At 70.6% G+C, this 26,290-nt stretch carries 21 protein-coding genes; 12 read left to right on the forward strand and 9 right to left on the reverse strand.

All coding sequences use genetic code 11. The features are described 5' to 3' along the window. Window positions 1–58 precede the first annotated feature (58 nt). A complete protein-coding gene (locus tag D7X96_RS09615) occupies window positions 59–928 on the forward strand; it encodes an alpha/beta hydrolase family protein (RefSeq protein ID WP_120547660.1) in 870 nt (289 codons plus the stop codon). A gap of 31 nt (window positions 929–959) precedes the next feature. Here D7X96_RS09615 and D7X96_RS09620 read toward each other — a convergent pair whose 3' ends face one another. The 4 genes from D7X96_RS09620 to nhaA form a co-directional block, all read right to left on the reverse strand. Further along, entirely contained in the window at window positions 960–2,474 is a 1,515-nt protein-coding gene (locus tag D7X96_RS09620; protein WP_121769549.1) for a hypothetical protein, read from the reverse strand. Next, window positions 2,474–2,941, reverse strand: coding sequence for a hypothetical protein (locus tag D7X96_RS09625; protein ID WP_147468270.1), 468 nt, complete (start codon window positions 2,939–2,941; stop codon window positions 2,474–2,476). The genes D7X96_RS09620 and D7X96_RS09625 overlap by 1 nt, the downstream gene beginning before the upstream one ends. Before the next feature lie 143 nt (window positions 2,942–3,084). Beyond that, window positions 3,085–4,770 carry an ABC1 kinase family protein gene (locus tag D7X96_RS09630; protein WP_121769551.1) on the reverse strand — a complete coding sequence of 562 codons (1,686 nt, stop codon included), beginning with the start codon at window positions 4,768–4,770 and terminating at the stop codon, window positions 3,085–3,087. Next, on the reverse strand, window positions 4,767–6,122 hold the full coding sequence (gene nhaA / locus D7X96_RS09635) for a Na+/H+ antiporter NhaA (RefSeq protein WP_121769552.1): 1,356 nt from the start codon (window positions 6,120–6,122) through the stop codon (window positions 4,767–4,769). The genes D7X96_RS09630 and nhaA overlap by 4 nt, the downstream gene beginning before the upstream one ends. 151 nt (window positions 6,123–6,273) lie before the next feature. Between nhaA and mutS the strand changes: the two genes are divergently transcribed. Continuing rightward, a complete protein-coding gene (mutS, locus tag D7X96_RS09640; RefSeq protein ID WP_121769553.1) occupies window positions 6,274–9,048 on the forward strand; it encodes a DNA mismatch repair protein MutS in 2,775 nt (924 codons plus the stop codon). A 130-nt stretch (window positions 9,049–9,178) separates the two neighbouring features. Then, window positions 9,179–10,345, forward strand: a complete 1,167-nt coding sequence (locus D7X96_RS09645) for a serine/threonine-protein kinase (protein ID WP_121769554.1) — start codon at window positions 9,179–9,181, stop codon at window positions 10,343–10,345. 6 nt (window positions 10,346–10,351) lie between these two features. Here D7X96_RS09645 and D7X96_RS09650 read toward each other — a convergent pair whose 3' ends face one another. Continuing rightward, window positions 10,352–10,711, reverse strand: coding sequence for a helix-turn-helix transcriptional regulator (locus D7X96_RS09650; protein ID WP_120547655.1), 360 nt, complete (start codon window positions 10,709–10,711; stop codon window positions 10,352–10,354). Between the two features lie 317 nt (window positions 10,712–11,028). Here D7X96_RS09650 and D7X96_RS09655 point away from each other — a divergent pair, with 317 nt between their 5' ends. The 3 genes from D7X96_RS09655 to D7X96_RS09665 all read left to right on the forward strand — a co-directional run bounded on the left by D7X96_RS09655 (window position 11,029) and on the right by D7X96_RS09665 (window position 14,813). Beyond that, window positions 11,029–12,825 carry a serine/threonine-protein kinase gene (locus D7X96_RS09655; protein ID WP_120547654.1) on the forward strand — a complete coding sequence of 599 codons (1,797 nt, stop codon included), beginning with the start codon at window positions 11,029–11,031 and terminating at the stop codon, window positions 12,823–12,825. A 51-nt stretch (window positions 12,826–12,876) separates the two neighbouring features. Beyond that, on the forward strand, window positions 12,877–13,767 hold the full coding sequence (locus tag D7X96_RS09660) for a DUF2381 family protein (RefSeq protein WP_244219514.1): 891 nt from the start codon (window positions 12,877–12,879) through the stop codon (window positions 13,765–13,767). Window positions 13,768–13,913: 146 nt separating this feature from the next. After that, window positions 13,914–14,813: a universal stress protein gene (locus tag D7X96_RS09665; RefSeq protein WP_121769555.1), complete on the forward strand. Its 900-nt coding sequence runs from the start codon at window positions 13,914–13,916 to the stop codon at window positions 14,811–14,813. Between the two features lie 4 nt (window positions 14,814–14,817). Here the strand turns inward: D7X96_RS09665 and D7X96_RS09670 are convergent, their stop codons facing one another. Next, the gene (locus D7X96_RS09670; RefSeq protein ID WP_121769556.1) at window positions 14,818–15,585 is read right to left on the reverse strand and encodes a hypothetical protein; all 768 of its coding nucleotides are present in this window, start codon (window positions 15,583–15,585) and stop codon (window positions 14,818–14,820) included. A gap of 385 nt (window positions 15,586–15,970) precedes the next feature. Here D7X96_RS09670 and D7X96_RS09675 point away from each other — a divergent pair, with 385 nt between their 5' ends. The 3 genes from D7X96_RS09675 to D7X96_RS09685 all read left to right on the forward strand — a co-directional run bounded on the left by D7X96_RS09675 (window position 15,971) and on the right by D7X96_RS09685 (window position 22,131). Further along, a complete protein-coding gene (locus tag D7X96_RS09675) occupies window positions 15,971–16,738 on the forward strand; it encodes a DUF3592 domain-containing protein (RefSeq protein WP_120547651.1) in 768 nt (255 codons plus the stop codon). Window positions 16,739–16,822: 84 nt separating this feature from the next. Continuing rightward, complete coding sequence (locus D7X96_RS09680; protein ID WP_121769557.1) at window positions 16,823–18,535, forward strand: N-acetylmuramoyl-L-alanine amidase; 1,713 nt, start codon at window positions 16,823–16,825, stop codon at window positions 18,533–18,535. 23 nt (window positions 18,536–18,558) lie between these two features. Continuing rightward, window positions 18,559–22,131, forward strand: a complete 3,573-nt coding sequence (locus tag D7X96_RS09685; RefSeq protein ID WP_121769558.1) for a DEAD/DEAH box helicase — start codon at window positions 18,559–18,561, stop codon at window positions 22,129–22,131. 296 nt (window positions 22,132–22,427) lie between these two features. On the opposite strand, the gene thiD is transcribed toward D7X96_RS09685, so the two are convergent. The 3 genes from thiD to D7X96_RS09700 form a co-directional block, all read right to left on the reverse strand. Next, window positions 22,428–23,237 carry a bifunctional hydroxymethylpyrimidine kinase/phosphomethylpyrimidine kinase gene (gene thiD / locus D7X96_RS09690; RefSeq protein ID WP_121769559.1) on the reverse strand — a complete coding sequence of 270 codons (810 nt, stop codon included), beginning with the start codon at window positions 23,235–23,237 and terminating at the stop codon, window positions 22,428–22,430. Window positions 23,238–23,281: 44 nt separating this feature from the next. Beyond that, a complete protein-coding gene (locus D7X96_RS09695) occupies window positions 23,282–24,295 on the reverse strand; it encodes an alpha/beta fold hydrolase (protein WP_121769560.1) in 1,014 nt (337 codons plus the stop codon). Window positions 24,296–24,372: 77 nt separating this feature from the next. Further along, a complete protein-coding gene (locus D7X96_RS09700; protein ID WP_233609988.1) occupies window positions 24,373–25,065 on the reverse strand; it encodes a TVP38/TMEM64 family protein in 693 nt (230 codons plus the stop codon). Here D7X96_RS09700 and D7X96_RS40270 point away from each other — a divergent pair. From D7X96_RS40270 to D7X96_RS09710, 3 genes are all read left to right on the forward strand, one after another. After that, a complete protein-coding gene (locus D7X96_RS40270; protein WP_167510820.1) occupies window positions 25,064–25,201 on the forward strand; it encodes a hypothetical protein in 138 nt (45 codons plus the stop codon). The two genes, D7X96_RS09700 and D7X96_RS40270, sit on opposite strands and share 2 nt — an antisense overlap. Before the next feature lie 229 nt (window positions 25,202–25,430). Further along, entirely contained in the window at window positions 25,431–25,880 is a 450-nt protein-coding gene (locus D7X96_RS09705; protein ID WP_120547645.1) for a general stress protein, read from the forward strand. Between the two features lie 39 nt (window positions 25,881–25,919). Then, window positions 25,920–26,255, forward strand: coding sequence for a hypothetical protein (locus tag D7X96_RS09710; protein ID WP_120547644.1), 336 nt, complete (start codon window positions 25,920–25,922; stop codon window positions 26,253–26,255). The last annotated feature ends 35 nt before the right edge of the window (window positions 26,256–26,290 follow it).

Consider the following 26,290-nt stretch of genomic DNA (forward strand, 5'->3'; position numbering starts at 1 on the left):
CCCCCCTGTTTCCAACTTGCCCCGGATGTTTTCGCAGCCTAAGCACTCCGCGACGACCATGGCCCGAACAACGCCGCACCCGATTCATTGCGCGGATGGCTTCGAGTTGCAGGCCACGCTGCACATGCCGGAAGGGCCCGTCCGGGGCGTGGTGCTGGTGCATCCGGCCACCGCCATGCCGGAGCAGATGTATTTCGCGTTCGCGTCGCGCCTGACGGACGAAGGCTTCGCGGCGGTGACCTACAACTACCGGGGCGTGCAGCCCGCGGGCGCCGCGCGGCGGACGCACGCCGGGTTCCTCACCTGGGCGGACCAGGACGTGGACGCGGTGACCCGCTGGGCGGCGGACCGGTATCCGGGGCTGCCGGTGATGGCCGTGGGCCACAGCTTCGGAGGCCACGCCATCGCGCTGAGCGAGAGCAGCCAGCGCCTCACCGCCGCGGTGATGGTGGCGTCCCAGGCCGGGAGCCTGCGCTTCATCCGGCACTGGCGGGAGCGGCTGCTCGTCACCCTGTACCTGAAGCTCATCGGGCCGCTCTGCGCGCGGTTCCTGGGCTACATGCCCTATGCGCGCCTGGGGCTGGGGGAGGACGTGCCCGCCCAGACAATCCTGGAGTGGAGCCGGTGGACGTCCCTGCCGCGCTTCTACTTCGACGATCCCCAACTGGACGCCGTGGGCCGCTTCGGCCGGCTGCGCATGCCGGTGCTGGCCATCGGCCTGGACGACGACCCCTGGGCGCCGCCAGAAGCCATCGACCTGGTCTGCGAACACCTCACCGGGTGCACCGTGGAGCGCCGGCAGTTGTCACCCAAGGACAGCGCCGGCCAGGGCATCGCCCACCTGGGCTTCTTCCGGGAACACCACGCCGCCACGCTCTGGCCCCGGGTGGTGGACTGGCTGAGCCGCCACGCGCCGATCCGTGCCTGACACACGGACCGGCGGGGTGCCGCGCTCTTCGCTAGTAGCGGAAGCCCAGCTGGAGCGACAGGCCGGGGTACTGATCCACGGCGCCACCGGCGACGTACGGATCGCCCGGCTCCGGGTTGAACTTGAAGAAGTAGCGGCGCAGGTCCGCCTTCAGCCTCACGTCCAGGAGGCTGTTGAGCCGGTACGCCAGCGTCGCGCTGCCCGTGACGGCCCCCGCCGACATGCGCGGGAACCACGCGTCCGTGGACAGCTCTCCCGAGTCCAGCGGGTGCTGGTACCCGAGGCGGAAGTTGAAGTCGAACTTCTCCGACAGCGCCGCCCGCACACCCAGGCCCAGGCCCGCCGTCTTGTACTCCACGTTGGGCAGGTCCAACGGCCGCTCGCCATCCACCGCGTCGATGCGGAACGTGTTCATTCCGTACGTGCCGGTGATCTCGAAGCCGTGGCGCTGCGCCTCGCCGAACGGAATCACGTAGCGCAGGCCCGCCTGCCACTCGCGCGCCGTGGTGGGGTAGGAGACCTCGCCCGACGAGCCCGTGGACTTCAGGCCGAAGGACTGATCAATCGAGCCCGTGATGCCCAGCCGCGCCAGCGCTCCCTTCTGGAAGGCCGCGAGCGGATAGAGCGTCACATCGCCCGCCACCTGCGGCGCGCCCGGCAGCGCGAAGCCGCCCACGTCCGGGCCCAGCGTGTACGGCCGCAACACGCCGAACACGTCGTCCTTGTAGCGCAGCGACCGGCCCAACAGCTTCACGCCCAGCGCACCCTCCACGATGGGCGCGGAAGCGACCGCCGGCTCCGCGACGGACGGTTCGTCCTCGCGCACCGGGGCCTTGTCCTCCTTGGGCTTCGCGGCCACCGGCTTGCGGATGGGCTCCGGGGCCGGCGTCTTGGGCGCGGGCGCCGGTGCCGGCGTCTCCGCGATGGGCGCCGCGGGCTTCAACGGCTCCGGCTCCACCGGCGTGGGCGGCTGCGGGGGCGCCACCGGGGCGGCCTCCGGCGCGGTCGACTTCTGCAGGCCGCGCTCCAGCGCCGTCCACTGACGCTTCACCGCCGCAGGCACCAGCTTCGCCGTGGCGGGCTTCGCGGCGGGGGGCGACGCCAGCGCCTTGCCGTCCTTGCCGTTGCGCACGGTGAGGCGCACCTGCTGCTTCTTGCCCACCGTGGACGTGTCCGCCACCACCACGGCGCTCAGGCCCAGCTCGCTCGCCACCGCGGCGGCGCCAGCGGGCTGCGTCGGATCCCTTCCCAGGCGCGACGCGGCGGCGCGCACCGCGGACTCGGGCACGATCTCGTAGCGGGCCGGACGGCGGGCCAGCTCCGCCTCCAGCACGTCGCGCGCGGCGTCCGCGTGCGGACCGGAGGCGAGCACCGCCACGCGGCGCGCCTCCGTCACCTTCGAGGCCTTGGACGAGGCCTTGGACTTCTTCGACGCGGACTGCGCCGTCTTCGCGGCCGCCTTCTTCGGCGCGGCGTCCGCGGCGGGAGCCAGCAGCAGGGCCGCGCCCAGCAAGGCCGCGGCGGAGGCGTATCGGGTGCGGGTCATCACGGGGAGCCCGGCTTTCCGGCGACCAGCCACTCGGTGAGGCACGCGGTGTCCGCGGCGCTCAGCGACCCGCCCAGCGGCATCTGCGCGCCGCAGCCCGGCGACGGCGCCAGCTTCTTCAGGAAGAAGGACTGGGACGGGTTGCTGCTGTCCGCCAGCGGCGCCTGATTGCACGACGAGTTGGTGGTGTAGAGCCGCCCGGGGAGGCCGGACGCCTGCAGATCCAGGTTCCCGCCCGACGCCTTGGTCTCCGTGGAGTGGCAGGCGAAGCACTGCTGCTGGAGGACGCTCGAGGCGGTGGTGCCCGGCGCGCAGGAGCTGGAGCCCCCGCCGGTGAAGCGCTCGGGGTCATCTAGCCCGCCAGCGCAGCCGGCGGTGGTGGCGAGGAGCGCGGCCGCGAACAGCGTGGCCAGCGGGGCGCGGTACGGACGACGGGCGGCGGATGGGTTCGCGAACAAGTCGAGCACGGGGGGCAAGAGGGGAACGAACAAGCCCCGCAGATTACCCGGCCCATGCGGGACTGTGCACCCCTCAACGGATCCGTTCTCACCCCTGTGACACGCGCTCCCCATGCCCGCATGCTCGTCGCGGGGTGGGCGGGTGTCACACCCTACCTGCGCTTCTTGAGGAAGCGGGTCACGCTGACCTTCCCGAAGCGGCCGCCGAAGAGGTACCAGGTGAGCACCGCGCCGAAGAGGGCCGCCGCCAGCGCGATGCCGACGATGCCCAGCACCGGCGTGTTCCCGTACATGGGCGGCCGGGGCGCGAAGGCGATGAAGGCGCCCACGATGAAGCCGCACGCGCACAGGCCCAGGAAGGCGATGACGGCCACGCTGCGCAGGTTCTCGTTGAGCTTGTCGAACTGCTCCGCGCGCACCGTGACGCTGAACTTGCCCGTCTCCAGGTCCAGCAGGATTTGCGACAGCTGCGTGGGCAGGTCCTGCGCCATGGACTGGAAGCGCAACAGCGTGCGCATCAGGCCGCCCTGCAGCTGCGTGGGATCATACCGGCCCGCCATCAGCTCCTTGGCGTACGGCAGCGCCACCTCCAGGATGTTCAGCTCCGGGTAGAGCCCGCGCAGCATGCCCTCCGTGGAGATGGAGGCGCGCGACAGCAGCGCGTACTCCTTGGGGATGCGGATGCGGTACTTCACGGCCAGGTCCAACAGGTCGCGCAGGAGCGTGCGCGCGTCCACCTGGCCCAGCGTGGTGGGCAGGTGCTGGCCGAGGATGGACTCGATGTCGTTGCGAAAGCCCATCAGGTTGGCGCGCGCGTCCGGCACGCCCACGCGGTAGAGGATGCGCGCCACGGAGTCGCTGTCCTTGAGCGCCACGGCCAGGCACAGCATCACCAGCGTCTCCTGCATGGGGCGGGTGAGCCGGCCCACCACGCCGAAGTCCAGGAGCGCCAGCCGGTTGCCCTCCATGAGCAGCACGTTGCCGGGGTGCGGGTCGCCGTGGAACAGCCCGTCGTCGAAGAGCTGCCGGAAGCTGGCCTCCAGGATGTGCTGGGCAATCTGCTTGCGGTCCGGCTCCGCCAGGGCGGCGGGGTTGATCTTCTCCCCGCGGATGAACTCCATGGTGAGCACGGTGCGGCTGGAGAGCGCCGCGTGCACTCGCGGAATCTTGAGGTACGGGCGGTCCTTGTGGTTCTCCAGGAACGCGCGGATGTTGGTGGCCTCGTTGATGAAGTCCAGCTCCTCGTGGATGGCCCGGTCGAACTCGTCCACGATGCCAGACGGCGTGTAGATGCCCGTCTCCTCCACCACGGCTTCCAGCAGGCGCGCCAGCGAGCGCAGCACGCCCAGGTCCGCGTCGATGCGCTGGGCGATGCCGGGGCGCTGCACCTTGATGACGACCTCCTCGCCCTCCAGCGTCACCGCGCGGTGCACCTGCGCGATGGACGCGGCGGCGAGCGGCTCCGGATCCACCTGGGCGAACAACTCCTGCACCTCCTTGCCCAGCGCGTCGCGGATCTGCGCGTGGACGTCCTCCAGCGGGATGGCCTCCACGTTGTCCTGGAGCGTGGCCAGCTCGTCCACGAACTCCGCGGGCAGCAGGTCCGCGCGGGTGGAGAGCACCTGGCCCAGCTTGATGAACGTGGGGCCCAGCTCCGCCAGGAAGCGGCGGAAGCGGCGCGCGGTGGACTCGCGGCGGGCCTCCTCGGAGACCTCCACCTTCTCCTTGCGGCCGCCGAGCAGGCGCCAGACGCCCGCGCGCTCGGTCACCTCGCCGAAGCCGTGACGGGCCGCGATGAGGGCAATCTGCCGGATGCGGTTGAGGTCCTGGAGGTTCATGACGGGGTCTGGAGGGCAGCCTGTGGCGGACGGGCCACGTAGCGCAAGAGGACGTAGCCCACGACGGCGGACAGCAACGATCCCGTGAGGATGCCCAGCTTCGCCTCCGCCAGCAGGGCGGGCTCGTTCGCGAAGGCGAGCCCCGCCACGAAGAGGGCCACCGTGAAGCCGATGCCGGCCACCACCGACACCCCGTGCACCTGGGCGACGCCCGCGCCCGTGGGCAGCGGCGACACGCCCGTCTTCACCGCCGCGAGCGTGAAGAGGAAGATGCCCACCTGCTTGCCCACGAAGAGGCCCACGATGATGCCCAGGGGCAGGGGCTTGAGCAGGTCCGCCAGGGACATGGCGGACACGTCCACGCCGGAGTTGGCCAGCGCGAACAGGGGCACGATGCCGTAGGCCACGTAGCCGTGCCACAGGTGCACGAAGCGGTTGAGCGGCGGCTCGATGTCCTCCAGCGCCTCCTCGATGTGGAGCAGCTGCGCGCCGCGCGCGCTCTCGTCGTCCGGCCGGGACACCAGCTCCCGGATGTACTGCGCCAGCTCCTCCAGCACCTCGCGCCCGGAGCGGGTGGGCAGCGCGGGGATGGCCAGCCCCAGCACCACGCCGGACAGCGTGGCGTGGATGCCGCCGTGGTGCATGGCGTACCAGAGCGCCGCGCCCACGACGGCGTAGGCCAGGCCGTTGCGCACGTAGAAGCGGTTGAGCCCCCAGAGCACCGCGACCAGGCCCCCGGCCACCGCGAGCCATTCGACGTGCAGGCCCGTGCCGTAGAAGAGCGCGATGACGAGGATGCCGCCGATGTCGTCGAAGATGGCGAGCGCGGTGAGGAACACCACCAGCCCCTGGCCCACGCGCGCCTTCACCAGCGTGAGGCACCCGATGGCGAACGCGATGTCGGTGGCCATGGGGATGGCCCAGCCGCCCTGCGCGGGCGTGCCGTGGGTGAACGCGAGGTACAGCCCCGCGGGCACCACCATGCCGCCCAGCGCGGCGATGAGCGGCAGGAGCGCGCGGGAGAAGGAGCGCAGCTCACCCGCGGCCAGCTCGCGCTTGATCTCCATCCCCACGAGGAAGAAGAAGAGCGTCATCAGGCCGTCGTTGATGAGCTCGCGGAAGGTGAAGGCGCCGCCGTGGCCCACCACCTCCAGGTGCAGGGGCGCGTCGAAGACGGCGGCGTAGGTGCTCCCCCAGGGCGAGTTGGCCCACACGAGCGCGGCCACCGCGCAGAGCGCCAGGAGGATGCCGCTGCTGGCCTCCAGGCGGAAGAACGCCTGCACGGGGGCCAGGGCCACCTTGAACAGGGCGGGGACGGGGGGGCGGGAGGTCGTCTGAGGAGAGTTCGCCATGTCGCCGGGCAGCCTGCCGGGGGGAGCAGGGCCTGCAAACCGTTTTCGGCCGGGGGTCCGCCGAAATGTCGGACGCCGATGGTAGGCATACGCACCAGGTAGGGGCGCCGGTTCGTTGATCCGGGGGTAAGGCCGTGAGAGAAGGTCGGGGATGGCGGTGACGCAGCAGACGAAGACAGGCAAGGCGGCGAACGTGGTGCTGCCCGAAGAGGACACGACTCCGGACGTCGGAACCGGTGAGGCCCCCGCGGGAGCGCGGGAGATCGCCTCCCTGACCCCGATGATGCGCCAGTACCTGGAGGTGAAGGCGCTCCACCCGGACACGGTGCTCTTCTTCCGGCTGGGTGACTTCTACGAGATGTTCTTCGAGGACGCGGTGCGGGCCTCGGAGCTCCTGCAGATCACCCTGACGGCCCGGGCCAAGGGCGCGGACAAGATCCCCATGTGCGGGGTGCCGTACCACTCCTCGCGCCGGTACATCGCGAAGCTGGTGGAGCACGGCCTCAAGGTCGCCATCTGCGAGCAGGTGACGGAGCCGGGCAACGGGCCGGGCATCGTGCAGCGCGAGGTGACGCGGGTCATCACCCCCGGCATGGTGCTGGACGACGAGGTGCTGGAGCCGCAGGCCAGCAACTTCCTCGCGGCCCTGTGCTGGGGCGAGGCGGGCTTCGGCGCGGCGCTGCTGGAGGCGTCCACCGGCGAGTTCTTCACCTTCGAGGCGCAAGGCCTGCCGGAGCTGGTGGAGGGCCTGTCGCGCGTGGAGCCGCGCGAGCTGCTGGTGCCGCAGGGCCTGCGCGAGGCGCCGGAGGTGGTGCAGGTGTGCCAGCGGCTGTCGCGCGTGCCGGCCGTGGCGGAAGCGGAAGGGGCGGCCTTCGAGCCCACGCGCGCGTCCGCGTTCCTGCGCTCGCACTTCAACGTGCAGTCGCTGTCCGCGTTCGGGCTGGACGGCTCGCCGCTGGCCACCGGGGCGGCGGGGGCGGCGCTGCGCTACCTCAAGGACACGCAGAAGACGCCGGCGGCGCACGTGGACCGGCTGTCGCGCCAGGAGCGCGCGGGCTGCCTCGTGATGGACGAGTCCTCGCGCGGCAACCTGGAGGTCCTCAAGAGCCTGCGCGATGGCGGGCGCAAGGGGTCGCTGCTGGGCGTGCTGGACCGGACGGCCACGGGCCTGGGCGCGCGCAAGCTGGCGCGCTGGCTGGCCGCGCCGCTGTGCTCGCTGCCGGAGATCGAAGCGCGGCTGGACGCGGTGGAGGAGCTGTCCGGCAAGAGCGTGTGGCGCGAGGAGCTGGTGGCCACCCTCAAGGAGGTGGGCGACCTGGAGCGGCTGTGCGGCCGGCTGTCGCTGGGCGCGGGCAACGCGAGGGATCTGCGCGCGCTGGCGCTGTCCCTGACGCAGCTGCCGAGGCTGGGCGCGGCGCTGGGGCGGTGTGACGCGGCGCTCTTGAAGTCGCTGTCCGGGCCGCTGGGCGCGCTGCCGGAGCTGGCGGACCTGCTGATGCGCGCGGTGCAGGACGAGCCGCCGGTGGTCATCCGCGAGGGCGGCTTCATCCGGCCGGGCTTCCACGCGGAGCTGGATGACCTGGTGGCGCTGTCCACGTCCGGCAAGGACTACCTGCTCAAGCTGGAGCAGCGGGAGAAGGACCGCACGGGCATCTCGTCGCTGAAGATCCGCTACAACAAGGTGTTCGGCTACTACCTGGAGGTGACGAAGGCGAACCTCCACGCGGTGCCCAAGGACTACATCCGCAAGCAGACCACGGTGGGCGCGGAGCGCTTCGTCACCGAGGAGCTGAAGGAGTACGAGGAGAAGGTCCTCACCGCGGAGGAGCGCCGCGTGGTGCTGGAGCTCCAGCTGTTCGAGGAGCTGCGCACGAAGGTCATCGCCGCCGCGCCGGCCATCCGCTCCGCCGCGGAGGCGGTGGCCACGGCGGACGCGCTGGTGTCCTTCGCCCGGTGCGCCGCGGAGTACGGCTACACGCGGCCCCAGGTGGACGCAGGGGAGGGGCTGACCATCACCGGCGGGCGGCACCCGGTGGTGGAGCGGATGCTGGGCGCGGGCGAGTCCTTCGTCCCCAACGACGTGCGGTTGGATCCGGAGGACGCGCAGCTCTTGGTCATCACCGGCCCGAACATGGCGGGCAAGAGCACGGTGATGCGGCAGGTGGCGCTGACGGCGCTGATGGCGCAGGCAGGCTCGTTCGTGCCGGCGAAGGCGGCGCGCATTGGCCTGTGCGACCGCATCTTCACGCGCGTGGGCGCGGCGGACAACCTGGCGCGCGGGCAGTCCACGTTCATGGTGGAGATGACGGAGACCAGCCACATCCTCCACCACGCGACCCGGAAGAGCCTGGTCATCCTGGATGAGATTGGCCGCGGCACGTCCACGTACGACGGCCTCTCCATCGCGTGGGCGGTGGCGGAGCACATCCACGACAAGGTGGGCGCGCGCTCGCTCTTCGCCACGCACTACCACGAGCTGGTGGACCTGGCGCGCGAGCGGCCCCGGGTGAAGAACCTGTGCATCGCGGTGAAGGAGCAGGGCGGCAAGGTCATCTTCCTGCGCAAGCTGGTGCCCGGCGGGGCCAGCCGCTCCTACGGCATCGAGGTCGCGAAGCTGGCCGGCCTGCCGCCGGAGGTGGTGTCGCGCGCCCGCGAGCTGCTCCAGAACCTGGAGTCCGGTGAGCTGGACGACGCGGGCCGTCCCCGCGTGGCCGTGCGCTCCACGAAGCGCGCGGCGCCGGTGAACGCGGGGCAGCTGGGGTTGTTCGGCGGCGCGCCGCAGCCGGCGCCCGTGGCCGTGGCGCCAGTGCCTCCCGAGCACGCGGAGGTGCTGGAGTCGCTTCGGACCGCCTCCATCGACCGGATGACGCCGCTGGACGCGCTCAACCTGCTGGCGAAGTTGAAGCAGTCGCTGGGCACTTCCTGAGGAGCGGGGTGGACCTCGGGGCAGGAGCCCGGGTGCACCTGAAAGGCACAGGGGAGTAGACTTTTCAGGTTCAATCGTCGGAGGCTTTCCGGGTGGCGCGCTCGCGCCCCTGCTCATGCCCGGAGGAGTCATGACCCCGTCCACGCCCGACAGTGGAGGCAGTACCCGGCCCGCGCGTCGCCTGCCGTCGCCGTCGCCCGAGGCGCCTCGCTTCCTCTTCTCGGTCGATGGCATCCGTTACGAGGCCATCCGGGAGGTGGCGCGGATGCAGACGGGGGAGCTGTTGATGCTGGCCCGTCGGCGTCCACAAGCGGACGGCGCATTGGCGGGCCTCTGTCTCGTGCGCCGGCTGCCCAACCCCTCCACCTACCTGCGCCGCAAGCGGCTGGTGGAGGAGGTGCAACTGGCCTTCCGCCTGAACCATCCTGGCATCGCCCAGGTCTACTTCCGGAAGGTGCACGAGGACTCCCTGCACGTCGTCATGGAGCATGTGAACGGGCCTTCGCTGGAGACGCTGGTCAGCGCCGGGGTTGCGCGCGGCAAGCCTGTCTCCGAGTCCTTCGGCCTCTACGTGGGAGCCGAGCTCGCGGACGCGTTGCACCATGCGCACACCCTGACGGGCGAGGGGGGCAAGCCGCTCGGCATCATCCACCGCGACGTCAATCCCCGGCATGTCTACGTGGGCGCGCACGGCGGCGTGAAGCTGACGAACTTCGGCGCGGCCTACTCCGTGGTGGTGGGGCGCGAGGAGTCCCCCATGAACCTCGTCCGGGGGGACGTGGCCTATGCCTCACCCGAGTATCTGGAGAAGCAGCCGCTGACGCCTCGCTCCGACGTCTTCAGCCTGGGCGTGCTGCTGGTGGAGTTGCTCACCGGCACGCACCTCTTCGACGTGCAGGACGTGCGCCTCGTCTCCAAGGCTCTGGCGCCCCTGCGAATTGAAATCCTCCCGTCCCTGCCGCTGACGCAGATGCGCATCCTGCTGGCCAGCTTCAGTCCGGCCGACGTGGAGGCCGCGGTGGCGGGGCTTTCGCCGGACGTGAAGGCGCTGTTGCACAAGGCCCTGCGAGCCGACCCGACGGAGCGCTTCGCCTCGGCGGCGGAGATGCGCGACGCACTCCGGACCGCATTGGCGAGGCGGCACCCGGGCTATGGGCGCCACGAAGCATCCGAGGAGGTGGCCCTCGTGCTGGCCGAGGGCAGTTGCCTGCGAGACGTGGTGGAGTTCGGCGAGGGCGGACTCTTCCCTGAAGGGCTGGAGGAGCACGAACTCACAGCCCTGCCTCCGCGCAAGTAACGGCCTTCAGCGGGTCAGCACCGTGGCGACGTGGAGGAGCGCCTCCAGCTTCTCCGCGTCCAGCTTGCGCGCGAGGTAGAGCAGCCGCCGCAGCGCGGGGGTCTCGTCGTCGCGGGGGCGGGGGCGCTGGCCCTTGCGTCCTCGCACCAGGGCGGTGAGCCCCAGCATGTCCTCTGGCGACACCTTCAGCTCGGTGCACAGCCGGTAGAGCGTCGGGACGCTGGGCAGCATCTTCCCGCGCTCCAGGCGGCTGTAGACGGTGGAGAGAAGGCCCACGCGAGGACCCACCTCGGCTTGGGTGAGGCCCTGCTCCTCGCGGGCGGCGCGGGCGATTCTGCCAATGGTGATGGCCAGTTCTTCATTCATGGGACCGGCTCGGGAGCAGGATGCGCACCCGGGTCGTCCCGGGCGCCGCGCGAGGTGTATCAGACGTCACCGGGCAGGTGGCTTTCATCCACCGTCCAGGCGCGGTGGTGGGGACCTCCGCTCGTCCTGCGGTTGAACGCATGGGCGAAGGCGGGCTTTCCGATGGGTAGACCTTGAGAGGCCAGAAGAATGAACCCATCAGGATGAGTCCCAGAGCGTTGACGGATCCCCGGTATTCGCGTGCTTCTGGTAGCTTGCGCGCACGTGAAGGGAGGGCGTCGCATGCGAGTGGCCCGAAGCCCCCGAGGAAGGACGTCATGAGGCCACCGCCCGCCATGCTGCCACCAGGTGCCGAGGTGCTGGGCTACACGGTGGAGCGCCAGCTGGGGCAGGGCGGCTTCGGCACGGTGTACCTCGCGCGCAACGCGGGGCAGCCCTTCGCCTTGAAGCTGCTCCACCTGACACACGTGGGTGAGCGGGTGGAGCGTGAGGTCTCCATCCTCTTGAAGCTGCACCACCCCAACGTGGTGAGGCTTCAGGGCCATGGCCTGTGGCCGCCCGGAGCCCCGCGGTTCGCCGCCATCGTCATGGAGTACGTGGACGGGCGCCGGCTGGACGTCTGGGCGGACGAGGAGAACCCCACGGCGCGGCAGGTGGCGCGCGTGGTGCTGGACATGGCGCGGGCGCTGGCGGCTTCGCACGCGGTGGGGGTGCTTCACCGGGACGTGAAGGAGGTCAACGTCATGGTGCGGGCTTCGGACGGGGTGGCCAAGCTGGTGGATTTCGGCATCGGCGACTACGAGGGCGCGAGGGGCCTCACGGTGGACATCCTCCCGCCGGGGACGCCGGAGTACCGCGCCCCGGAGGCTTGGCGGTTCTTCCGGCAGCACGTCCACGTGCCCGGCGCCAGGTACGACGCGGGACCGCCGGACGACTTGTGGGCGCTGGGCCTGGTCCTCTACGCGCTGCTGACGGCGCGGAAGGCTTTCGATGGCGCCGACGACCCCGGCTTCATCGAGGACGTCATGACTCGCGATCCGGCGCCGCCCCACGAGGAGAATGCACGGGTGCCCCGGGCGCTGGGCGACGTGTGCATGTGCCTGCTGCGGAAGACACCGGAGACGCGCACGGTGAGCGCCCTGGCCGCCGTGACGGAGCTGGAGCGGGTGCTGGCGGGCGCGGACGCGGCGTGGGACGTGCCGCTCTGCGATGCCTATGGCGAGGACACCGCGACGACGGAAGGGGGGAGGGACAGCGAGGAGAAGTGGCTGCGCGCGCCGTTGCACCGGCCTCGCCGGGGCAAGAGGGCACCGCTTCCTGAAGCGTCAGGGGCCCAGGTGAAGTCGGAGCCGGAGTCACACAGGTCCTCCACTGCGTGGGGGATTGCCGTGGCGCTGCTGCTGATGCTGGTCGCGACGCCGTGGCTTCGACACTCACGCGCTCCTCAGGTGGCTCCCGCCCGTCAGGAAGTAGCGGCTTCTGGCAAGTCGCCTCAAGCTGGCCGCGCCGCAGCTCCCACGGGGCCGGAGGCCACCGCCGCGGCCGTCGCGCTCCCCGCGACGCTCCAGGAGGATCCAGCCACCGTGACGACGCCGCCGAAAGACCCCCAGCCCCTTCAGCTCCCCCCGAAGCCCGCGAAGAAGGGCCTGGGCGTCATGGCCCGTGCGGTGAGCACGGCGGCGGCTTGCACGGCGATCGCGTGCCCTGGTCCGCGGGTGCGCCCGCCTCCGCCGCCAGAGCCGTGTCCACTGGGAGCGGTGACCGCCATGGAGAAGCGGGGGATCACCGTCGGAGATATGCAGCCGGCACGCTTCGCAAAGGGAGATGCCCGGGTCATTTCAATTGGAGAGGGTCCCGTTGAAATCCACCTCATGGGGGGCTGGAGAGGGCTGCCAGGCAATAGCGTCCTGTCGGGACGGAGCATCGTGCGCGACCGCGTTTATGCTCGCTTCACCTGGGCGACGACACCCCAGGGAGACAGCTTCCCTGTGTGCTTTGAGGTCCATGCCGGAGAGGGACCCCGGGGGATGGCTCGAGAGGCAGGCGACGAACCTCCGTCTCGGGCACGCATCTGGACAATTGCTTATGTGAGGGCAGTCGCCGAGTTCGAATAGCGACGCCACCGGAAAGATTGTCGAGTGCCTCTTTCATCATGGGTCGTTCTCGTGGGGCTGCTTCTCATCGGGAACACGGCGACGGCGCAACTGGAGGTTTCATCATCCGTGCCGGGCGCACGGCGGATCGAATTGACGCCCGAAGGGATTGAAGGCGTCAGTGAAGTCCTGGTCAGCCCAGGCCTTTCCACGATGCTTCTCTTCGACTCGGAGTTGCAGCGCGCGAGCGTCGAGCTGGAAAATCCACAACGCTTTTCCCTGGTCGATGTGGGGCAGGCCACCCTCCGGCTTGTGCCTTCCGCGAGTGCCACTCCAGGCGAACGGTTCAAGTTGATGCTGCGCTTCCAGGATGGTGCGGCCCCATTGACTGCCATGTTCCTGCTGAAGGTGCATCCGGCAAAGGCGGAGGCCACCATCGAGGTCTATCGGCACGCGCGAACAGTCGCGACGTACCAGCAAGAGATCCGGGATGCGCGCACGGAGGTCTTGCGCTGCAGGGAGGAACTGTCGCGCGTTGTATCCGAGCACGAGGCGCCAGGCGGGTTGACGGGGTTTCTCTTCAGCGAGGGATTGGGCCCGCGACGTGTAGCGGAGCAAGTCCTGATCAAGACTGTCACGACAACGGCGGCCAATGGATTGGGGGCACCCATCGTCAATAGCTACCGCTCAAGCAAGCGGGTGGCCGTGGACGCCTGGATTGACGTAAAGACCGGGCCGCAACCATGGGCGGCGGAAGGGGCGACGCTCAAGGCCAGGTCTGGCGAGGAGTTGAAGGTCCTTCGCGTGTGGCTGGCGGCGCCGATCCCGCCAGGAGGCCCCGGTGGGCGAGTGATTGTGGAGGCCGAGGCCCCGGCGGCTTCGGTCCAGGGACCGTTCTCCCTCAAGCTCTGGGAGGCAGAAGGGCCTCGGAGCATCACGCTCGGAAACGTGACGTTTCCTTGAAGTTGTACCCGTACCTGGACAAGGCGGCCCATGGCTGAAGCGCTGATGCGGGCGCGGCCGTCCACGACAGCGTGCCGGCGAGCAAGGGGCAGGGCCCCCGGAGGCGTGGGGGCGCGGCCTGGACAGGGGGTTGCCTATCCTAGGGAATGTCCCCCACGCGAAGCCCGCCGCCAACGCTCCTGAAGTCCGTGCTGGTCGCCACCGACTTTTCGCTCTCGGGAGCGCGGGCGGTGGAGCGGACGGCCCGCCTGCCGCTCGCCCCGGAGGCGGCCGTCATCCTGGTGCACGTGCTGCCGGGACGCGCCCCCAAGGAGCTGGTGGCGCAGGCCCGGGAGCGGGCCTCGCGGACGCTGGCGGTCATCGCGCATGAGCTCCACGCCGCGCTTCACGCCGCGGGCTCCAGCGCCTCCGTCGAGGCGCGGCTGGTGACAGGGAAGCCGGCTCCCACCCTGGTGAGCCTGGCCCAGTCGATTGGCGCGGACCTGGTCGTCCTGGGCCGGCATGGCCGCCGGCCCGTCCGGGACCTGTTCCTGGGCTCCACCGCCGATCACGTCATCCGGTACGGCCCGTCCCCGGTGCTCGTGGTCCACGGGCTGGTGGAGGCCCCGTACCGCCATCCCCTGGTGGCCGTGGATGACGAGGACACGTCGCGGCGCGCCGTGGAGTTCCTGCCCGCCGTGCTGGAGCCGCGCACCCCGCTGCGGCTCATCCACGCGTACGAGTCACCGCTGGAGTACATGGTCTTCCCCGGGCTGACGCGTGACGAGCGCGCGCGGTACCGGGAGCGGTTCAAGGAGGGCGCGCTGCGCCAGCTGCGCTCCCTGCACCGGCACCTGGACGCGCTGGGCCTGCGGTACCGTCAGGCCCTGGAGCACGGCAGCCCGTACTCCATCATCCTGAAGGAGGCGCGCCGGCACCGGGCGGACCTGCTCGCGCTCGGCACCCAGGCCCGCTCCGGCGTGTCGCGCATCCTGCTGGGGAGCGTGGCGACGGACGTGATTCGCGAGGCCGGCTGCGACGTCCTCGTGGTCCGGCCCGCCGCGTAGGCGCCTACCGGTCGCAGTTGTGGGTGTTGTCCACGAGGGTCTCGGTGCGGGTCTGGGGCGTCAGCGTTTCGCCAGCGGTGCTGTACCTCACCCGCGTCTCGTAGACGTTCGGGCCCGCCGTGCAGCCGGCCCCGATGTCGAGGTACGTCACCGTCGGCCCCGAGCCGTCCAGGGTGGGGATGAAGCCCGGCTGCTTCGCGAAGTCGTTCTCGCTGGGGTCGCCGCTGCGCTCGTCCACGCCGAGCAGCTCCCCGTCGGGGGCACGCAGCATCACGCGCAGGGCCTGGAGGGTCGGATGGTACGCATCCTTCGACTCCGGGCCCTGCAGCAGGACGGCGGTCAGGGTGCCGTCCTTCTTCTTCCACGACTTCGAATGGAGGACGCGCCACTCGGGGCCCAGCTGGGGGCACGCCAGGGGCTGCGCCCACGTCACGTCGCGCGTGTACGCGCCCGGCTCGAAGGCCTTGAGCGTCTCCAGGACCTTCGGACCCTCCGCCGGCGCACAGGCGCCGAGCACCACCACCATGAAGCCCGGCTTGAGCCCTGGCACGGTGTCGCTCTTCACGATGCGCGGGTAGCCCTCGGCCACCTTCAGCGTCCCGTCCCAGACCTTGTTCTTCACGCGCTCCTGCCACCGGCCCAGGGACGCCTCGGCTTCCGCGGTGTCCTTGCCGCCGCCCCAGATGACGAGCTGGGCCGGCTGGGGCTCCGCTTCCGCCACGCCCATCCACGCCAGTACGGCCGCCAGCACCACGAATCCGTTCGCCTTCATGATTCCCCCTCTGCGGTTTCGACGCGATGGCGGAATCCTACGCCGTGAGGCTGACCTGCTTCGAGGGCGATGAGACCCTTCGGAGGCCACACGACCATCCCAGCCGACCCCGGAGCTCCGAGCCACTCCGGCGCTTCATGGCTTGCTCTTGTCGGGCGACGGTAGGGGCGCTCGGGGTGCTCATTCTCCAATGGGCCGTGGGGGCTGTGCGTGTCGCGGTTCCAGGCTGTGTCGAAGGCCGTCCTGGAACACGCCGCGAGCGGGGAAGGATTGGCGGCGTTCGAGGCCTCGGAGATGCTGAAGCGGTGGGAAGAAGGGGCATGGAATCTGGATCCCGCCTGAATGAAGCGCGAGCCACAGCCGTGAAGTAGGCTCCGTGCCCGCCATGCAGCTCGCCATTCCCCACGCTCCCCGCCGTGTCCGGATCGCCCAGGTCCCGGGGGCGGTGGCGCGGCTGGTTCGCGGGGTGGTGCTGGGCCTGGTCGTCATCGCCGCGCTGGGCCTGGGCGCTGGCTACGTCGGCCGCTACTTCATCGAGGAGCAGCGCTTCACCGCCAGCGCGGAGCTGGTGGACGCGGTGGTGGGGCTCAGCCACGCGCCCCCTTTGAACCAGCGCGAGGACGCCGAGGGCACGCTGGATGTCCTCTACACGTTCGCCGGTGAAGACCACTCCGTGTCAGGGGTCCGCACGAGCGCGGATCACGCGGCCGGCCTGGGCCATGGTGCCCGGGTGCAGCTCCTGGTGGACCCGTCCCAGCCGGGACGGCCTCGCGAGGCGACCTACGCCCGGGCGCGGGCGGCCCGGGTGGGGCTGCTGCCCTGGGGCCTGGGCCTGGGCGCGCTGGTGGCGCTGGGCGGCTTCGCCTGGGAGGTGCGGCGGCTGTGGCGCCGGGAGGTGGTGCCCCTGCGCCTGGGCGCGCTGGTGTGGCTCACCCCGGATGACGGCTATCTGCCGGAAGGGAAGGGCGAGGCCGTCTTCCCCGCGCACTTCTTCCGACAGGACGTGAAACACGCCGTGCGGGCGCGCTGCCGCCCCCAGCGGGCCCCGGTGCGAAACGGCGGCAAGGTGCTGGCGGCCGTGGTGCCCTCGGAGCCGGGGTGGTGCCGCGTCATCGACGAGGAGCTGGCGCGGAAGCTGGGCTGGGTGCGCTGACGGACGGACAGGTGGGGTTGAAAAGTTGCTGGCCCCCGGAGGCCGTGTGACACACGCCTGTAGCTGCAACGTCCGGAGGCTTCCATGCGCATGCGCTTCTCCCACTTCGTGCTGCCCGTGCTGCTCCTCACGGCCCCGAGCGCCGTCGGAGCCGCCAAGCGCAACGAAGCGGAGGAGGCGTACCAGCAGGCCCGCCGCGCGTACTACGCCCTGAAGGACGACGCGTCCCGCCGCAAGCTGCGCCACCACTGGCTCAACGTCGTCCACCGCTTCGAGGCCGTGGCCACCCGCTTCCCCAAGAGCGAGCGCGCCCCCGACGCCCTCTTCACCGCGGGCGACCTGCTCCAGGAGTTGAGCCGCATCTCCTTCGTGGACGAGGACCTGCAGGCCGCCATCTCGGACTACTCGAAGCTGGTGGAGGCCCACCCGAAGCACCGGCTCGCGGATGACGCGGCGCTGGCGCTGGCGCGCATCCACGTCAACCGCCTGGACAAGCCGGAGGCGGCCCGGAAGATCCTCAACGAGTCGCTGGCGACGAACCCCAAGGGTGACCAGTCCAAGGAGATCAAGTCGCTGCTGGCCTCGCTGCCCCCGCCCAGCAAGACGCCTCCCGCGAAGCCCACGGTGAAGCCGCTGCCCCCCGTCGTGAAGTCCACGCCGGACACCGCCGTCGCCGCCGCGAACCCCAGCTCGCCGCTGGTGGATGCCATCACCCGGCTCGCTCGTGAGCCGGCGCCGGCCCAGACTTCAAGCGCTGACACCTCCGCGAAGGACGCGGCGCCGAACATCGTGGACGCGCCCACCGTCGCCGACCGGGCCGTGGATGCGAAGGACGCCGCGAAGGCCCCGGAGGCCGTGGCTTCCTCTCACGCGACCTCGCAGCCCGTGAAGCCGGAGGTCCCGGCCGTGGTGGCGAAGGCTCCGGCGGTGGCGGAGAGTGCTCCGAAGCCGGCCGCTCCCGTGACCGTGGCGTCGAAGCCCGAGACGAAGCCCGAGGCGCCCCGTCCGGTGACGGCGCCGGTGGACGCGCAGGTCGCGCAGGCGCGGCTCAAGGCGGTGGCGAAGCAGTCGCGCCACGCGGAGCTGACGCTGGCGGAGCAGCTGGGGCTGAAGGTGCGCCGCGTGGTCATCGACGCGGGCCATGGCGGCCATGACTCCGGCGCCATTGGCAAGGCGGGGACGAAGGAGAAGGACGTGGCGCTGGCCATCTCCAAGAAGGTCGCGGACGGCCTGCGGGAGAAGGGCCTGGAGGTCGTGCTCACCCGCGACGACGACACGTTCATCCGCCTGGAGGACCGCGCGAAGCTGGCCAACGAGGCGCACGGCGACCTGTTCATCTCGGTGCACTGCAACTCGGCGGCGACGCACAAGCTGCGCGGCATCGAGACGTACACGCTCAACACGTCCGCGGACCGCTACTCCATCCGCCTGGCCGCTCGCGAGAACGCGTCCTCCGAGAAGGGCATCAGCGACCTGCAGTTCATCCTGGCGGACCTGGCCACCAAGGCGAACACCGAGGAGTCGAGCCGGCTGGCGAACGCCGTGCAGCACAACCTGGTGACGGGCCTGTCCGCCCAGTACGACGGCATCAAGGACCTGGGCCACAAGGAGGCGCTGTTCTACGTGCTCCTGGGCGCGAAGATGCCCGCCATCCTGGTGGAGACGTCCTTCCTGTCGCACTCGGAAGAAGAGAAGCGCCTGGCGTCCGAGCGCTACCAGGACGAGGTGGCGAAGAACATCGTGCTGGGAGTGGAAGAGTTCCTCGGTGATCGCCGCCGCGTGGCCAAGGTAGACTGACGCGTTCGTCGTCGTCAGTCCCCATGGCCGAGCAGTCTCCCCCGTCCCATCCCAAGCCCTCGCAGGACCCCCTCGCGCCCCCGTTCCAGACGGAGGCGGACCTGCGCGCGTGGCTCAAGGCGGAAGGCCTGGAGCACCTGTCGCGCCTGAGCCTGGCGCTGCTCACCCCGCGCGTGGAGGCCGCGTACCTGCCGCAGGTGCGCGCCGTCATCTCCCGCCGCCGGCTGATGGAAGTGCTTGCCCAGGACACGCTCGACCGCTGGACGGCGGAGATGCTGCCCACGCCGCGCATGCGCGACCTGCTGCCGAAGCTGGCCTGGCGCTTCGTGGAGGACGAGCGGCAGGCCGCCATCGAAGCGCGCGCCTCCGTCGCGGAGCGGCTGGTGCCTCCGTCAGACAAGCGCACGCACACGGTCCACGGGATGCTGATGGCGTGGCGTGCCCGGGTGCCTCCGGGCATCGCGCCGCGTCCGGAGCGGGCGCTGTCGCTGGAGGCGCTGGTGGAGGAGCCGGACCTGCCGGGCTTCCGCCTCAAGGAGACGCGCATCTCCGAGCAGCCGGTGTCTCCGCCGGGTTCGGGCTTCATCCTGCCGGAGGCGCGGCTGACGTTCAGTCCGTCCGGCGTGACGGTGGACTGTTCCTGCGGCGCGACGTTCTGCGTGCACCAGCTGGCGGCGGTGGACACCACGCTGCTCTGGCTGCGGCAGCGCTGGACGGAGGCCTTCGGCGAGACGCTGGAGGAGCTGGTGCGGCCCGCGTGGGCCCGGACGCTGCGCGCGCTGGAGCGGGCGGTGGAGGAGAGCCCGGGCGGCGGCGGGGGCGTGGAGATCTCCTGGCGGCTGGATGTCATCGAAGGGTACGGCGTGGAGGTCGCGCCGTACGTGCACCGGCGCACGAAGAAGGGCCAGCGCTCCATGGGCGCGAAGCTCACCCGGCGCAAGCTGCTCCAGGAGTACGGCTCGCAGCTGGGCCCCGCGGACTCGCGCATCGCCGCGCTGCTCTCCGACAGCACCGCCCCCGCGTCGCGCGCGCTGCTGTTCGAGCTGATCAACCATCCGCGCCTGTCGCTGGAGGGCACGCAGGACATCCCCGTGCGCATCGAGCGCGCGAAGGTGGGCCTGGTCGCCGAGGACCGGGCCGGCACCGTGCTGGTGAACGCGGGCGTGGACGGCACCGTGCTGCCGCCGCCGCTCCTGGAGCGCGTGCGCAAGGCGAAGCCGGAGGATGCCGTCTTCCTCTGGGACGAAGGCACGAGTGTGCTCACGGTGCTGGACGTGAGCCCGGAGGTGCGCGCGCTGGCCACGGTGCTCCAGCGGCACGGCAACGCGTTTCCTCCGGAGAGCCACGGGGCGCTCCTGGAGCAGCTGTCGAAGTTCTCCGTGCGCCTGCCGGTGGCCATGCCCCGCAGCGTGATGGGGGAATCCATCGCGCCGCAGCAGCTCCCGGTGCTCCGGCTGGAGGGACAGCCCGGGGGCGCGGTGCGGCTGGAGCTGCGGCTTCGCGCGCTGCCGGACGGCCCGGCGTACCTGCCGGGTGAGGGGCCTCGGGATGTGCACGTGCGGCGGGACACGCGGTCGTTCCACGCGGTGCGCGACTTCGGGCGCGAGCTGACGGCGGCCGCGGCGCTCCAGGCGCGGTTGCCCTTGCAGACCGCGGAGCCGCAGGAGCTGCCGTTCTGCTTCCTCTTCCACAGCGCGCAGGGCGGGCTGGCGGTGCTGGCCGCGTGCGCGGAGATGGAGCCCCGGCCGGAGCTGGAGTGGGTGGGCGCGTCCATGCGGCTGGTGCCCAAGCGCGGGGCAGGGGACCTGAAGGTCGTCCTGGAGCGCAAGCGCGAGTGGTTCGGCGTGCTGGGCGGCCTGTCCGTGGAGGGCGAGCGCGTGGAGCTGGCGCGGCTGTTGGACGCGGCCCGGCGCAAGGAGCGCTTCGTCCAGGTGGACGCGCGCACGTGGGTGGAGATCGAAGCGGCGCTGCGCGAGCAGCTGGAGAAGCTGGCGGACCACGCGTACCTGTCGAAGCACGGGCTGGAGGTGGGCCCGTCCGCGGCGGAGGCCCTGGCGGGGCTGGGCACCGCGGGCGCGCTCATCGACGCGGACGCGTCCTGGAAGACGCTCGTCGAGCGCATCTTCGCGGCGAAGGAGCTCAAGCCCCGAGTGCCCTCGACGCTGAAGACGGAGCTGCGCGACTACCAGCTGGAAGGCTTCCGGTGGCTCACGCGGCTGGCGTCGTGGAACGCGGGCGGGGTGCTGGCGGACGACATGGGCCTGGGCAAGACGGTGCAGGCCCTGGCCGTGCTGCTGGAGCGCGCGAAGCACGGGCCCGCGCTGGTGCTGGCGCCCACGTCCGTGGCCTTCAACTGGCGCGATGAGGCGAAGCGCTTCGCTCCGTCCCTCAAGGTGACGATCTTCTCCGACGCGGAGGACCGGGGCGGCACGCTGGAGCGGCTGGGGCCTCGCGACGTGCTGGTGCTCAGCTACGGCCTGCTGGTGCGCGACATCGAGCGGCTGGCCTCGATTCGCTTCGCCACCGTCGTCTTCGACGAGGCCCAGCAGCTGAAGAACGCGGCCACGCAGCGCTTCCGCGCGGCGCGGGCACTCCAGAGCGACTTCAGGTTCGCGCTGTCCGGCACGCCGCTGGAGAACCACCTGGGCGAGCTGTGGGCCCTCTTCGCCGTCGTCTTCCCGGGGCTTTTGGGCAGCCTGGAGGCGTTCCGCAACCGCTTCGCCGCGCCCATCGAGAAGCAGGTGGACCCCACGGCCGCGCCCGCGCTGGCCCGGGTGCTCCAGCCCTTCCTCCTGCGCCGCACCAAGGCCCAGGTGGAGGCGCAGCTGCCGCCGCGCACGGACGTGAAGGTGCCCGTGGTGCTGTCGCCGCCTGAGTGGACGCTCTACGAGGACGCGCGCCTGGCGGCCCTGTCCGACCTGGAGACGCGCAAGTCGAAGATGAAGGACCAGGAGCGCCGCATCGAGGTGCTGGCGGCGCTGACGCGGCTGCGGCTGCTCGCGTCGCATCCGCGCCTGTACGACGAGGCGTCCAGGCTGGAGTCCTCCAAGCTGGAGCGCTTCCTGGAGCTCATCCAGGAGCTGCGCGAGGAGGGGCACCGTGCACTGGTGTTCAGCCAGTTCACCTCCCACCTGGCCCTGGTCCGCGAGGTGCTGGACGCGCAGGGCATCGCCTACGAGTACCTGGACGGTTCCACGCCCGCCGGAGCCCGTGCGGAGCGCGTGCGCGCCTTCCAGGAGGGGGACGCGCCCCTGTTCCTGATTTCGCTCAAGGCGGGTGGCTTCGGCCTCAACCTGACGGCCGCCACCAGCGTCATCCACCTGGACCCCTGGTGGAACCCGGCCGTGGAGGACCAGGCCTCCGACCGCGCCCACCGCATCGGCCAGCAGCGCCCCGTCACGGTCTACCGGCTGGTGGCGCGCGGGACGATCGAGGAGCAGATGCTCTCGCTCCATGAGCAGAAGCGGGCCCTGGTGGCCGGCGTGCTGGAGGGCAAGGACGCCGCCGCCCGCCTGTCCACCCAGGAGCTGCTGGGGCTGCTCGCGCAGCGGCTGCCGGGCATCGACGGGATCGATTCAGACGCCACCAAGCACTGAACGCTCTTTCCGTGGTTTTTCGCGGGGCCGTTCGTGCGCCTGAACGGGCACTGAACAGACTTTTAGCCATTTCCGCCACGCGCCGACCTGAACGGCCGGACAGCCCTGGAATCCCGATCGGCCGCGCCTACATGAAACAATGATCAGGTGGGCGGGGCGCGCAGTCCGCCGGAAGACAATCTTGCCATGCCTACATGCTCATGAATTCAGTGGGTGGCGCTTGACCCAAGTGAAACACATATCAAATAAATACATGTTTCATTTGCGCGTCTATCTTTGCAATCAATTGCATGTGTCTATTTGGGCAGCAGCTGGAAGAAGTGCCCGATGGGGCCGTTCCCGTGGCCCACGGCGAGCGGGTAGCGCAGGGCGGAGGTGACGTACTCCTTCGCCAGCCGCACGGCCTCCAGCGGCGGGGCGCCCAGCGCGAGCCTCGCGGCGATCGCGGCGGACAGCGTGCACCCGGTGCCGTGCGTGTTCGGCGTGTCCACGGGCGCCACGGACAGCGTCTCCATCCGCGTCCCGTCGAACCACACGTCCGTGCCGCGCAGCGCGCCCGGCATGCCGCCGCCCTTCACCAGCACCACGCGCGAGCCCAGTGCGTGGATGCGCCGGGCGGCCTCGCGCATGTCCTCCAGCGTTTCTATCTCCATGCCCGCGAGCAGCTTCGCCTCGTGGCGGTTGGGCGTGAGGATGGCGGCCAGGGGCAGCATGCGCGTGCGCAGCGCCTCCGCCGCCTCGTTGTCGATGAGCTGCGAGCCCGCGCGGGACACCATCACCGGGTCCACCACGATGGGGCCCAGCGACACGCGGGAGAGCTGATCCGCCACGGCGTCGATGAGCGCGCGTTGGGCCAGCATGCCCACCTTGACCGCGTCCACGCGCATGTCCGACGCGACGGCGTCCACCTGCGCGGTGACGGACTCCGGGGGCAGCAGGTCCACGCGCGTGACACCCCGCGTGTTCTGCGCGGTGATGGCCGTCACGGCGCTGGTGCCGTGGACGCGGTGGAAGGAGAAGGTGCGGAGGTCGGCCTGGATGCCCGCGCCACCGCCGCTGTCCGAGCCGGCGATGGTGAGGGCGGTTGCGACAGGGAAGGGCTTCATGGGCGCGGCATCCTAGCCGCGCCCCGGCTCATGCGACCCTGGAACTAGAACTGGTTCTGCCGGGCCTGGTCGAAGTCCACGCGGTGCTTCAGGTAGAGCGTGTCCAGCATGTGGTTGCTGAGGGGGTTCAGGTTCCCGTCGGTGAAGCGGTGGACCACCGCGCCCTTGCCCGCGTCCTTCAGGAAGGCCAGCGGATCCACGTCGCCGCCCAGGCCCGTGAGCGTGGGCACCGGGTCCGCGTTGTTGACGTAGTGCACGTACTTGGGGCCGTCCGGGTACTTCGTGGACGCGGCGCCGAAGGTCTCCACCTGCAGGTGGCTCAGCTTCGCCTCCACCTGCGCGGGGGACAGCCCGTCTTCCACGCGCAGCCGCTTCGCCACGTCGTTGAGCGCTCGCGCGGTGACGAGGCCCCCCTGGCTGTAGCCCACCAGGTGCACGTCACGGCCGGCCTTCAGCTCCGAGTAGAGCGTGTCCGCCAGCGTGTCCACGGCGGGGTTCTTGCCCTTGTCCAGCTTGTCCGTCACGCACTGGGCCAGGTCCTTCACCAGCCCTTCCGTGGCGTTGTGGATGCCCACCACCTTCGCGCCGGAGCTGTCCGCCAGCGCCTGCATCTCCCCCAGCTGGCCCGCCGTCGGCGTCATGATGCCGTTGACGTAGAGGATCGTCTTGTCCGGGTTCGGGTTGTTCTTCGGCGTGACGCCCGGCACGTCCCCCAGCTTCGTCGTGGACGGCAGCACCTTGCCGCCCGCGCCCACGAACATGCCGTCCTGCGCGCGGTCCGGCTTCGCGCCGCCAAAGAGGCTGGTGATCTCCTTCACCGTGGTGGCGTTGAAGACGTTCGCGCCCATCTCCACGAAGCGGGGGATGTCCTTGATGCCGCCCACCGCCGCGTCGATGAGGCCGCCCAGCAGGTTCTTCTGCTGCGCCGGCGACGGCTCGAACGAGGACTTCTGGAACGCGGGCTGGTGCGGCGCCGGCTTCTTCGCCAGCGGCTCCGTGGCCGCCTTCGGGGTGGAGGACGGCACGGCGAGGGAACGGGTGCGGTCAATCGTGCTCATGGAGACCTCCAGCCACCGGGGGAAGTGGGCTCGGGTAGGTTATCCGAACCCAGCCCGGGAAGTTGCGTCCCCTGGCGTCACGGCGTGGTGAGCACTTCCTTCGCGGCGGGCAGGCCGCGCGCGGTCTCGGTCTCGGGCTCGGGGGCCTCCACCGGTGCCTCGTTGACTTCCTTGTAGAACCTCCGACCGAAGATGACGCCCAGCACCAGCGACACCACCATGCCCACCGCGGACACGGCGGTCATCACCGTGCGGCCCTGCGCGAGGCCACTGCCGAACTGCGCGGTGAGGAAGGTGCCCGGGATGGTCCCCAGCACGACGCCCATGACAGAGGGCCAGAAGCGCGCGCCGCTCGCCGCGCCGGCGATCAGCATGATGTCCGTGGGGCACAACGGATTGAGGCAGGCCAGGAACGTGAACTGGAAGTCGTGCCGGCGCGCCGCCTTGGAGATGGCGGAGTACTTGCTGCCGCACAGCCGCTGCATGGGCCGCGTGCCCAGCTTGCGAGCAACAAAGAAGAGCAGGGTGGCGGACAGGAAGCTGCCCGTTAGTGAATAGAGGGTCGCGGCAAGGGTTCCGAACATCATCCCGCCCACCGCGGTGATCACCTGACCGGGCAACAGCGTCAGGGGCCGCACGGCCAGGAAGGCCACGTACGCCAGGGGGGCGTAGTCACCCAGGGGGAGCAACAGCTCCCGGATGGTCCGCTGATCGATGAAGTCCGGCCCCAACAGCCGGAGCATCACCAGCCCGCCAATGGAGACGACCATGGGCGCGAGGATCCGCAACCAGGTCTTCAGTCCGCTGCTGCTCGCCAAGGAAACCTCCACCATCGCCCGCGAAGCCCATGTGTCAGGCGTTGCGCACAAGGTGGGAACCGAGCAGGGAATCGGCAACGAGGGCTGAATTGTTGTGAACAACGAGAGCGTCCTGCCGGGCAATCACCCGTCCCGTCCGGATGCCCAGCAGGCCCGACAAGCGCGCGAAATCCTTGGGGATTATGCATGCAATGTCTGGAGAGAACGGCTGGCGGTGTACGGAGCTTGCTTGCATCGGGGCGCTTCCGTCCCAAGGTTTCAGGCAAGGGACAACAAGGCGCGGACGGGGTCGGGCAGTCACGAGAGGAGACACGGACATGACGGACAAGGACAACAAGGGCAGCATGACGGTGGCTGAGGCCGGGCGTAAGGGCGGCGAGACGGTCCGCAACGAGCGCGGTCGCGAGTTCTACGAGACCATCGGCCGCAAGGGCGGCGCCACGGTGAAGGCCGAGCGCGGTCGCTCCTTCTACGAGGAGATCGGCCGCAAGGGCGGCGAGACCGTGAAGGCCGAGCGCGGCGCCAAGTTCTACGAGGAGATCGGCAAGAAGGGCGGCGATCGCGTCAAGGCCACCCGCGGTCCGAACTTCTATGAGGAGATCGGGCGCAAGGGCGGGCAGAAGGTCAAGAAGCTGATTGAAGAGGGCAAGCGCGCCGCCCGCGCCGCCATGGAGGGCCAGGCGGGGAATGCCCCTGCGTCTTCCGAGGCGCCCGCCGCTCCGGCCAAGGCTCCGGAAGAGCCCGCGCAGCCGGGTGGCAACGAGTAACGGGGGACAGGAAGCGCGGCTTTCCGGTATGACGGCCGCGTGTACCTGGTCATCACGTTCCTCGAACAGGTGGAGGCGACCGAGCGGGCGATCCGCCGGCTCCGGGAGTTCGGCATCCCGGAACCGCTGGTCATCCGCGCACGGAGCGCCGCCGCGGCACTGTCCGCGGAGGTGCCGGTGTTCGCCGGTCTGCGCAGCCTCGCGCTGGGCGCGGATGAAGACCGCGTCGTGCTGGTGAGCGTGCTGCCCGCCCTCCCTCAGGAGGAGATGGACCGCATCCTCCAGCGCGTGCAGCTGGAGATGGACGCGGACGACCCGCCCATGGGGCGCCTGGTGGCCCTGCCCGTCATGGCGGCGCCCACGCACCGGCGTTGATGACGCCCGGGGGCGCGTGGGTGTAAGCACGTCGC

Source organism: Corallococcus interemptor (assembly GCF_003668875.1).
GTDB classification, from domain to species: domain Bacteria; phylum Myxococcota; class Myxococcia; order Myxococcales; family Myxococcaceae; genus Corallococcus; species Corallococcus interemptor.

Excerpts from the sequence above, each read along its gene's own strand:
- D7X96_RS09615 (WP_120547660.1), top strand. The coding sequence starts at position 59 with ATGGCCCGAACAACGCCGCACCCGATTCATTGCGCGGATGGCTTCGAG.
- D7X96_RS09620 (WP_121769549.1), bottom strand. The coding sequence starts at position 2,474 with ATGACCCGCACCCGATACGCCTCCGCCGCGGCCTTGCTGGGCGCGGCC.
- D7X96_RS09630 (WP_121769551.1), bottom strand. The coding sequence starts at position 4,770 with ATGAACCTCCAGGACCTCAACCGCATCCGGCAGATTGCCCTCATCGCG.
- nhaA (WP_121769552.1), bottom strand. The coding sequence starts at position 6,122 with ATGGCGAACTCTCCTCAGACGACCTCCCGCCCCCCCGTCCCCGCCCTG.
- mutS (WP_121769553.1), top strand. The coding sequence starts at position 6,274 with ATGGCGGTGACGCAGCAGACGAAGACAGGCAAGGCGGCGAACGTGGTG.
- D7X96_RS09645 (WP_121769554.1), top strand. The coding sequence starts at position 9,179 with ATGACCCCGTCCACGCCCGACAGTGGAGGCAGTACCCGGCCCGCGCGT.
- D7X96_RS09650 (WP_120547655.1), bottom strand. The coding sequence starts at position 10,711 with ATGAATGAAGAACTGGCCATCACCATTGGCAGAATCGCCCGCGCCGCC.
- D7X96_RS09655 (WP_120547654.1), top strand. The coding sequence starts at position 11,029 with ATGAGGCCACCGCCCGCCATGCTGCCACCAGGTGCCGAGGTGCTGGGC.
- D7X96_RS09665 (WP_121769555.1), top strand. The coding sequence starts at position 13,914 with ATGTCCCCCACGCGAAGCCCGCCGCCAACGCTCCTGAAGTCCGTGCTG.
- D7X96_RS09670 (WP_121769556.1), bottom strand. The coding sequence starts at position 15,585 with ATGAAGGCGAACGGATTCGTGGTGCTGGCGGCCGTACTGGCGTGGATG.
- D7X96_RS09675 (WP_120547651.1), top strand. The coding sequence starts at position 15,971 with ATGCAGCTCGCCATTCCCCACGCTCCCCGCCGTGTCCGGATCGCCCAG.
- D7X96_RS09680 (WP_121769557.1), top strand. The coding sequence starts at position 16,823 with ATGCGCATGCGCTTCTCCCACTTCGTGCTGCCCGTGCTGCTCCTCACG.
- D7X96_RS09685 (WP_121769558.1), top strand. The coding sequence starts at position 18,559 with ATGGCCGAGCAGTCTCCCCCGTCCCATCCCAAGCCCTCGCAGGACCCC.
- thiD (WP_121769559.1), bottom strand. The coding sequence starts at position 23,237 with ATGAAGCCCTTCCCTGTCGCAACCGCCCTCACCATCGCCGGCTCGGAC.
- D7X96_RS09695 (WP_121769560.1), bottom strand. The coding sequence starts at position 24,295 with ATGAGCACGATTGACCGCACCCGTTCCCTCGCCGTGCCGTCCTCCACC.
- D7X96_RS40270 (WP_167510820.1), top strand. The coding sequence starts at position 25,064 with ATGGGCGCGAGGATCCGCAACCAGGTCTTCAGTCCGCTGCTGCTCGCC.
- D7X96_RS09700 (WP_233609988.1), bottom strand. The coding sequence starts at position 25,065 with ATGGTCGTCTCCATTGGCGGGCTGGTGATGCTCCGGCTGTTGGGGCCG.
- D7X96_RS09705 (WP_120547645.1), top strand. The coding sequence starts at position 25,431 with ATGACGGACAAGGACAACAAGGGCAGCATGACGGTGGCTGAGGCCGGG.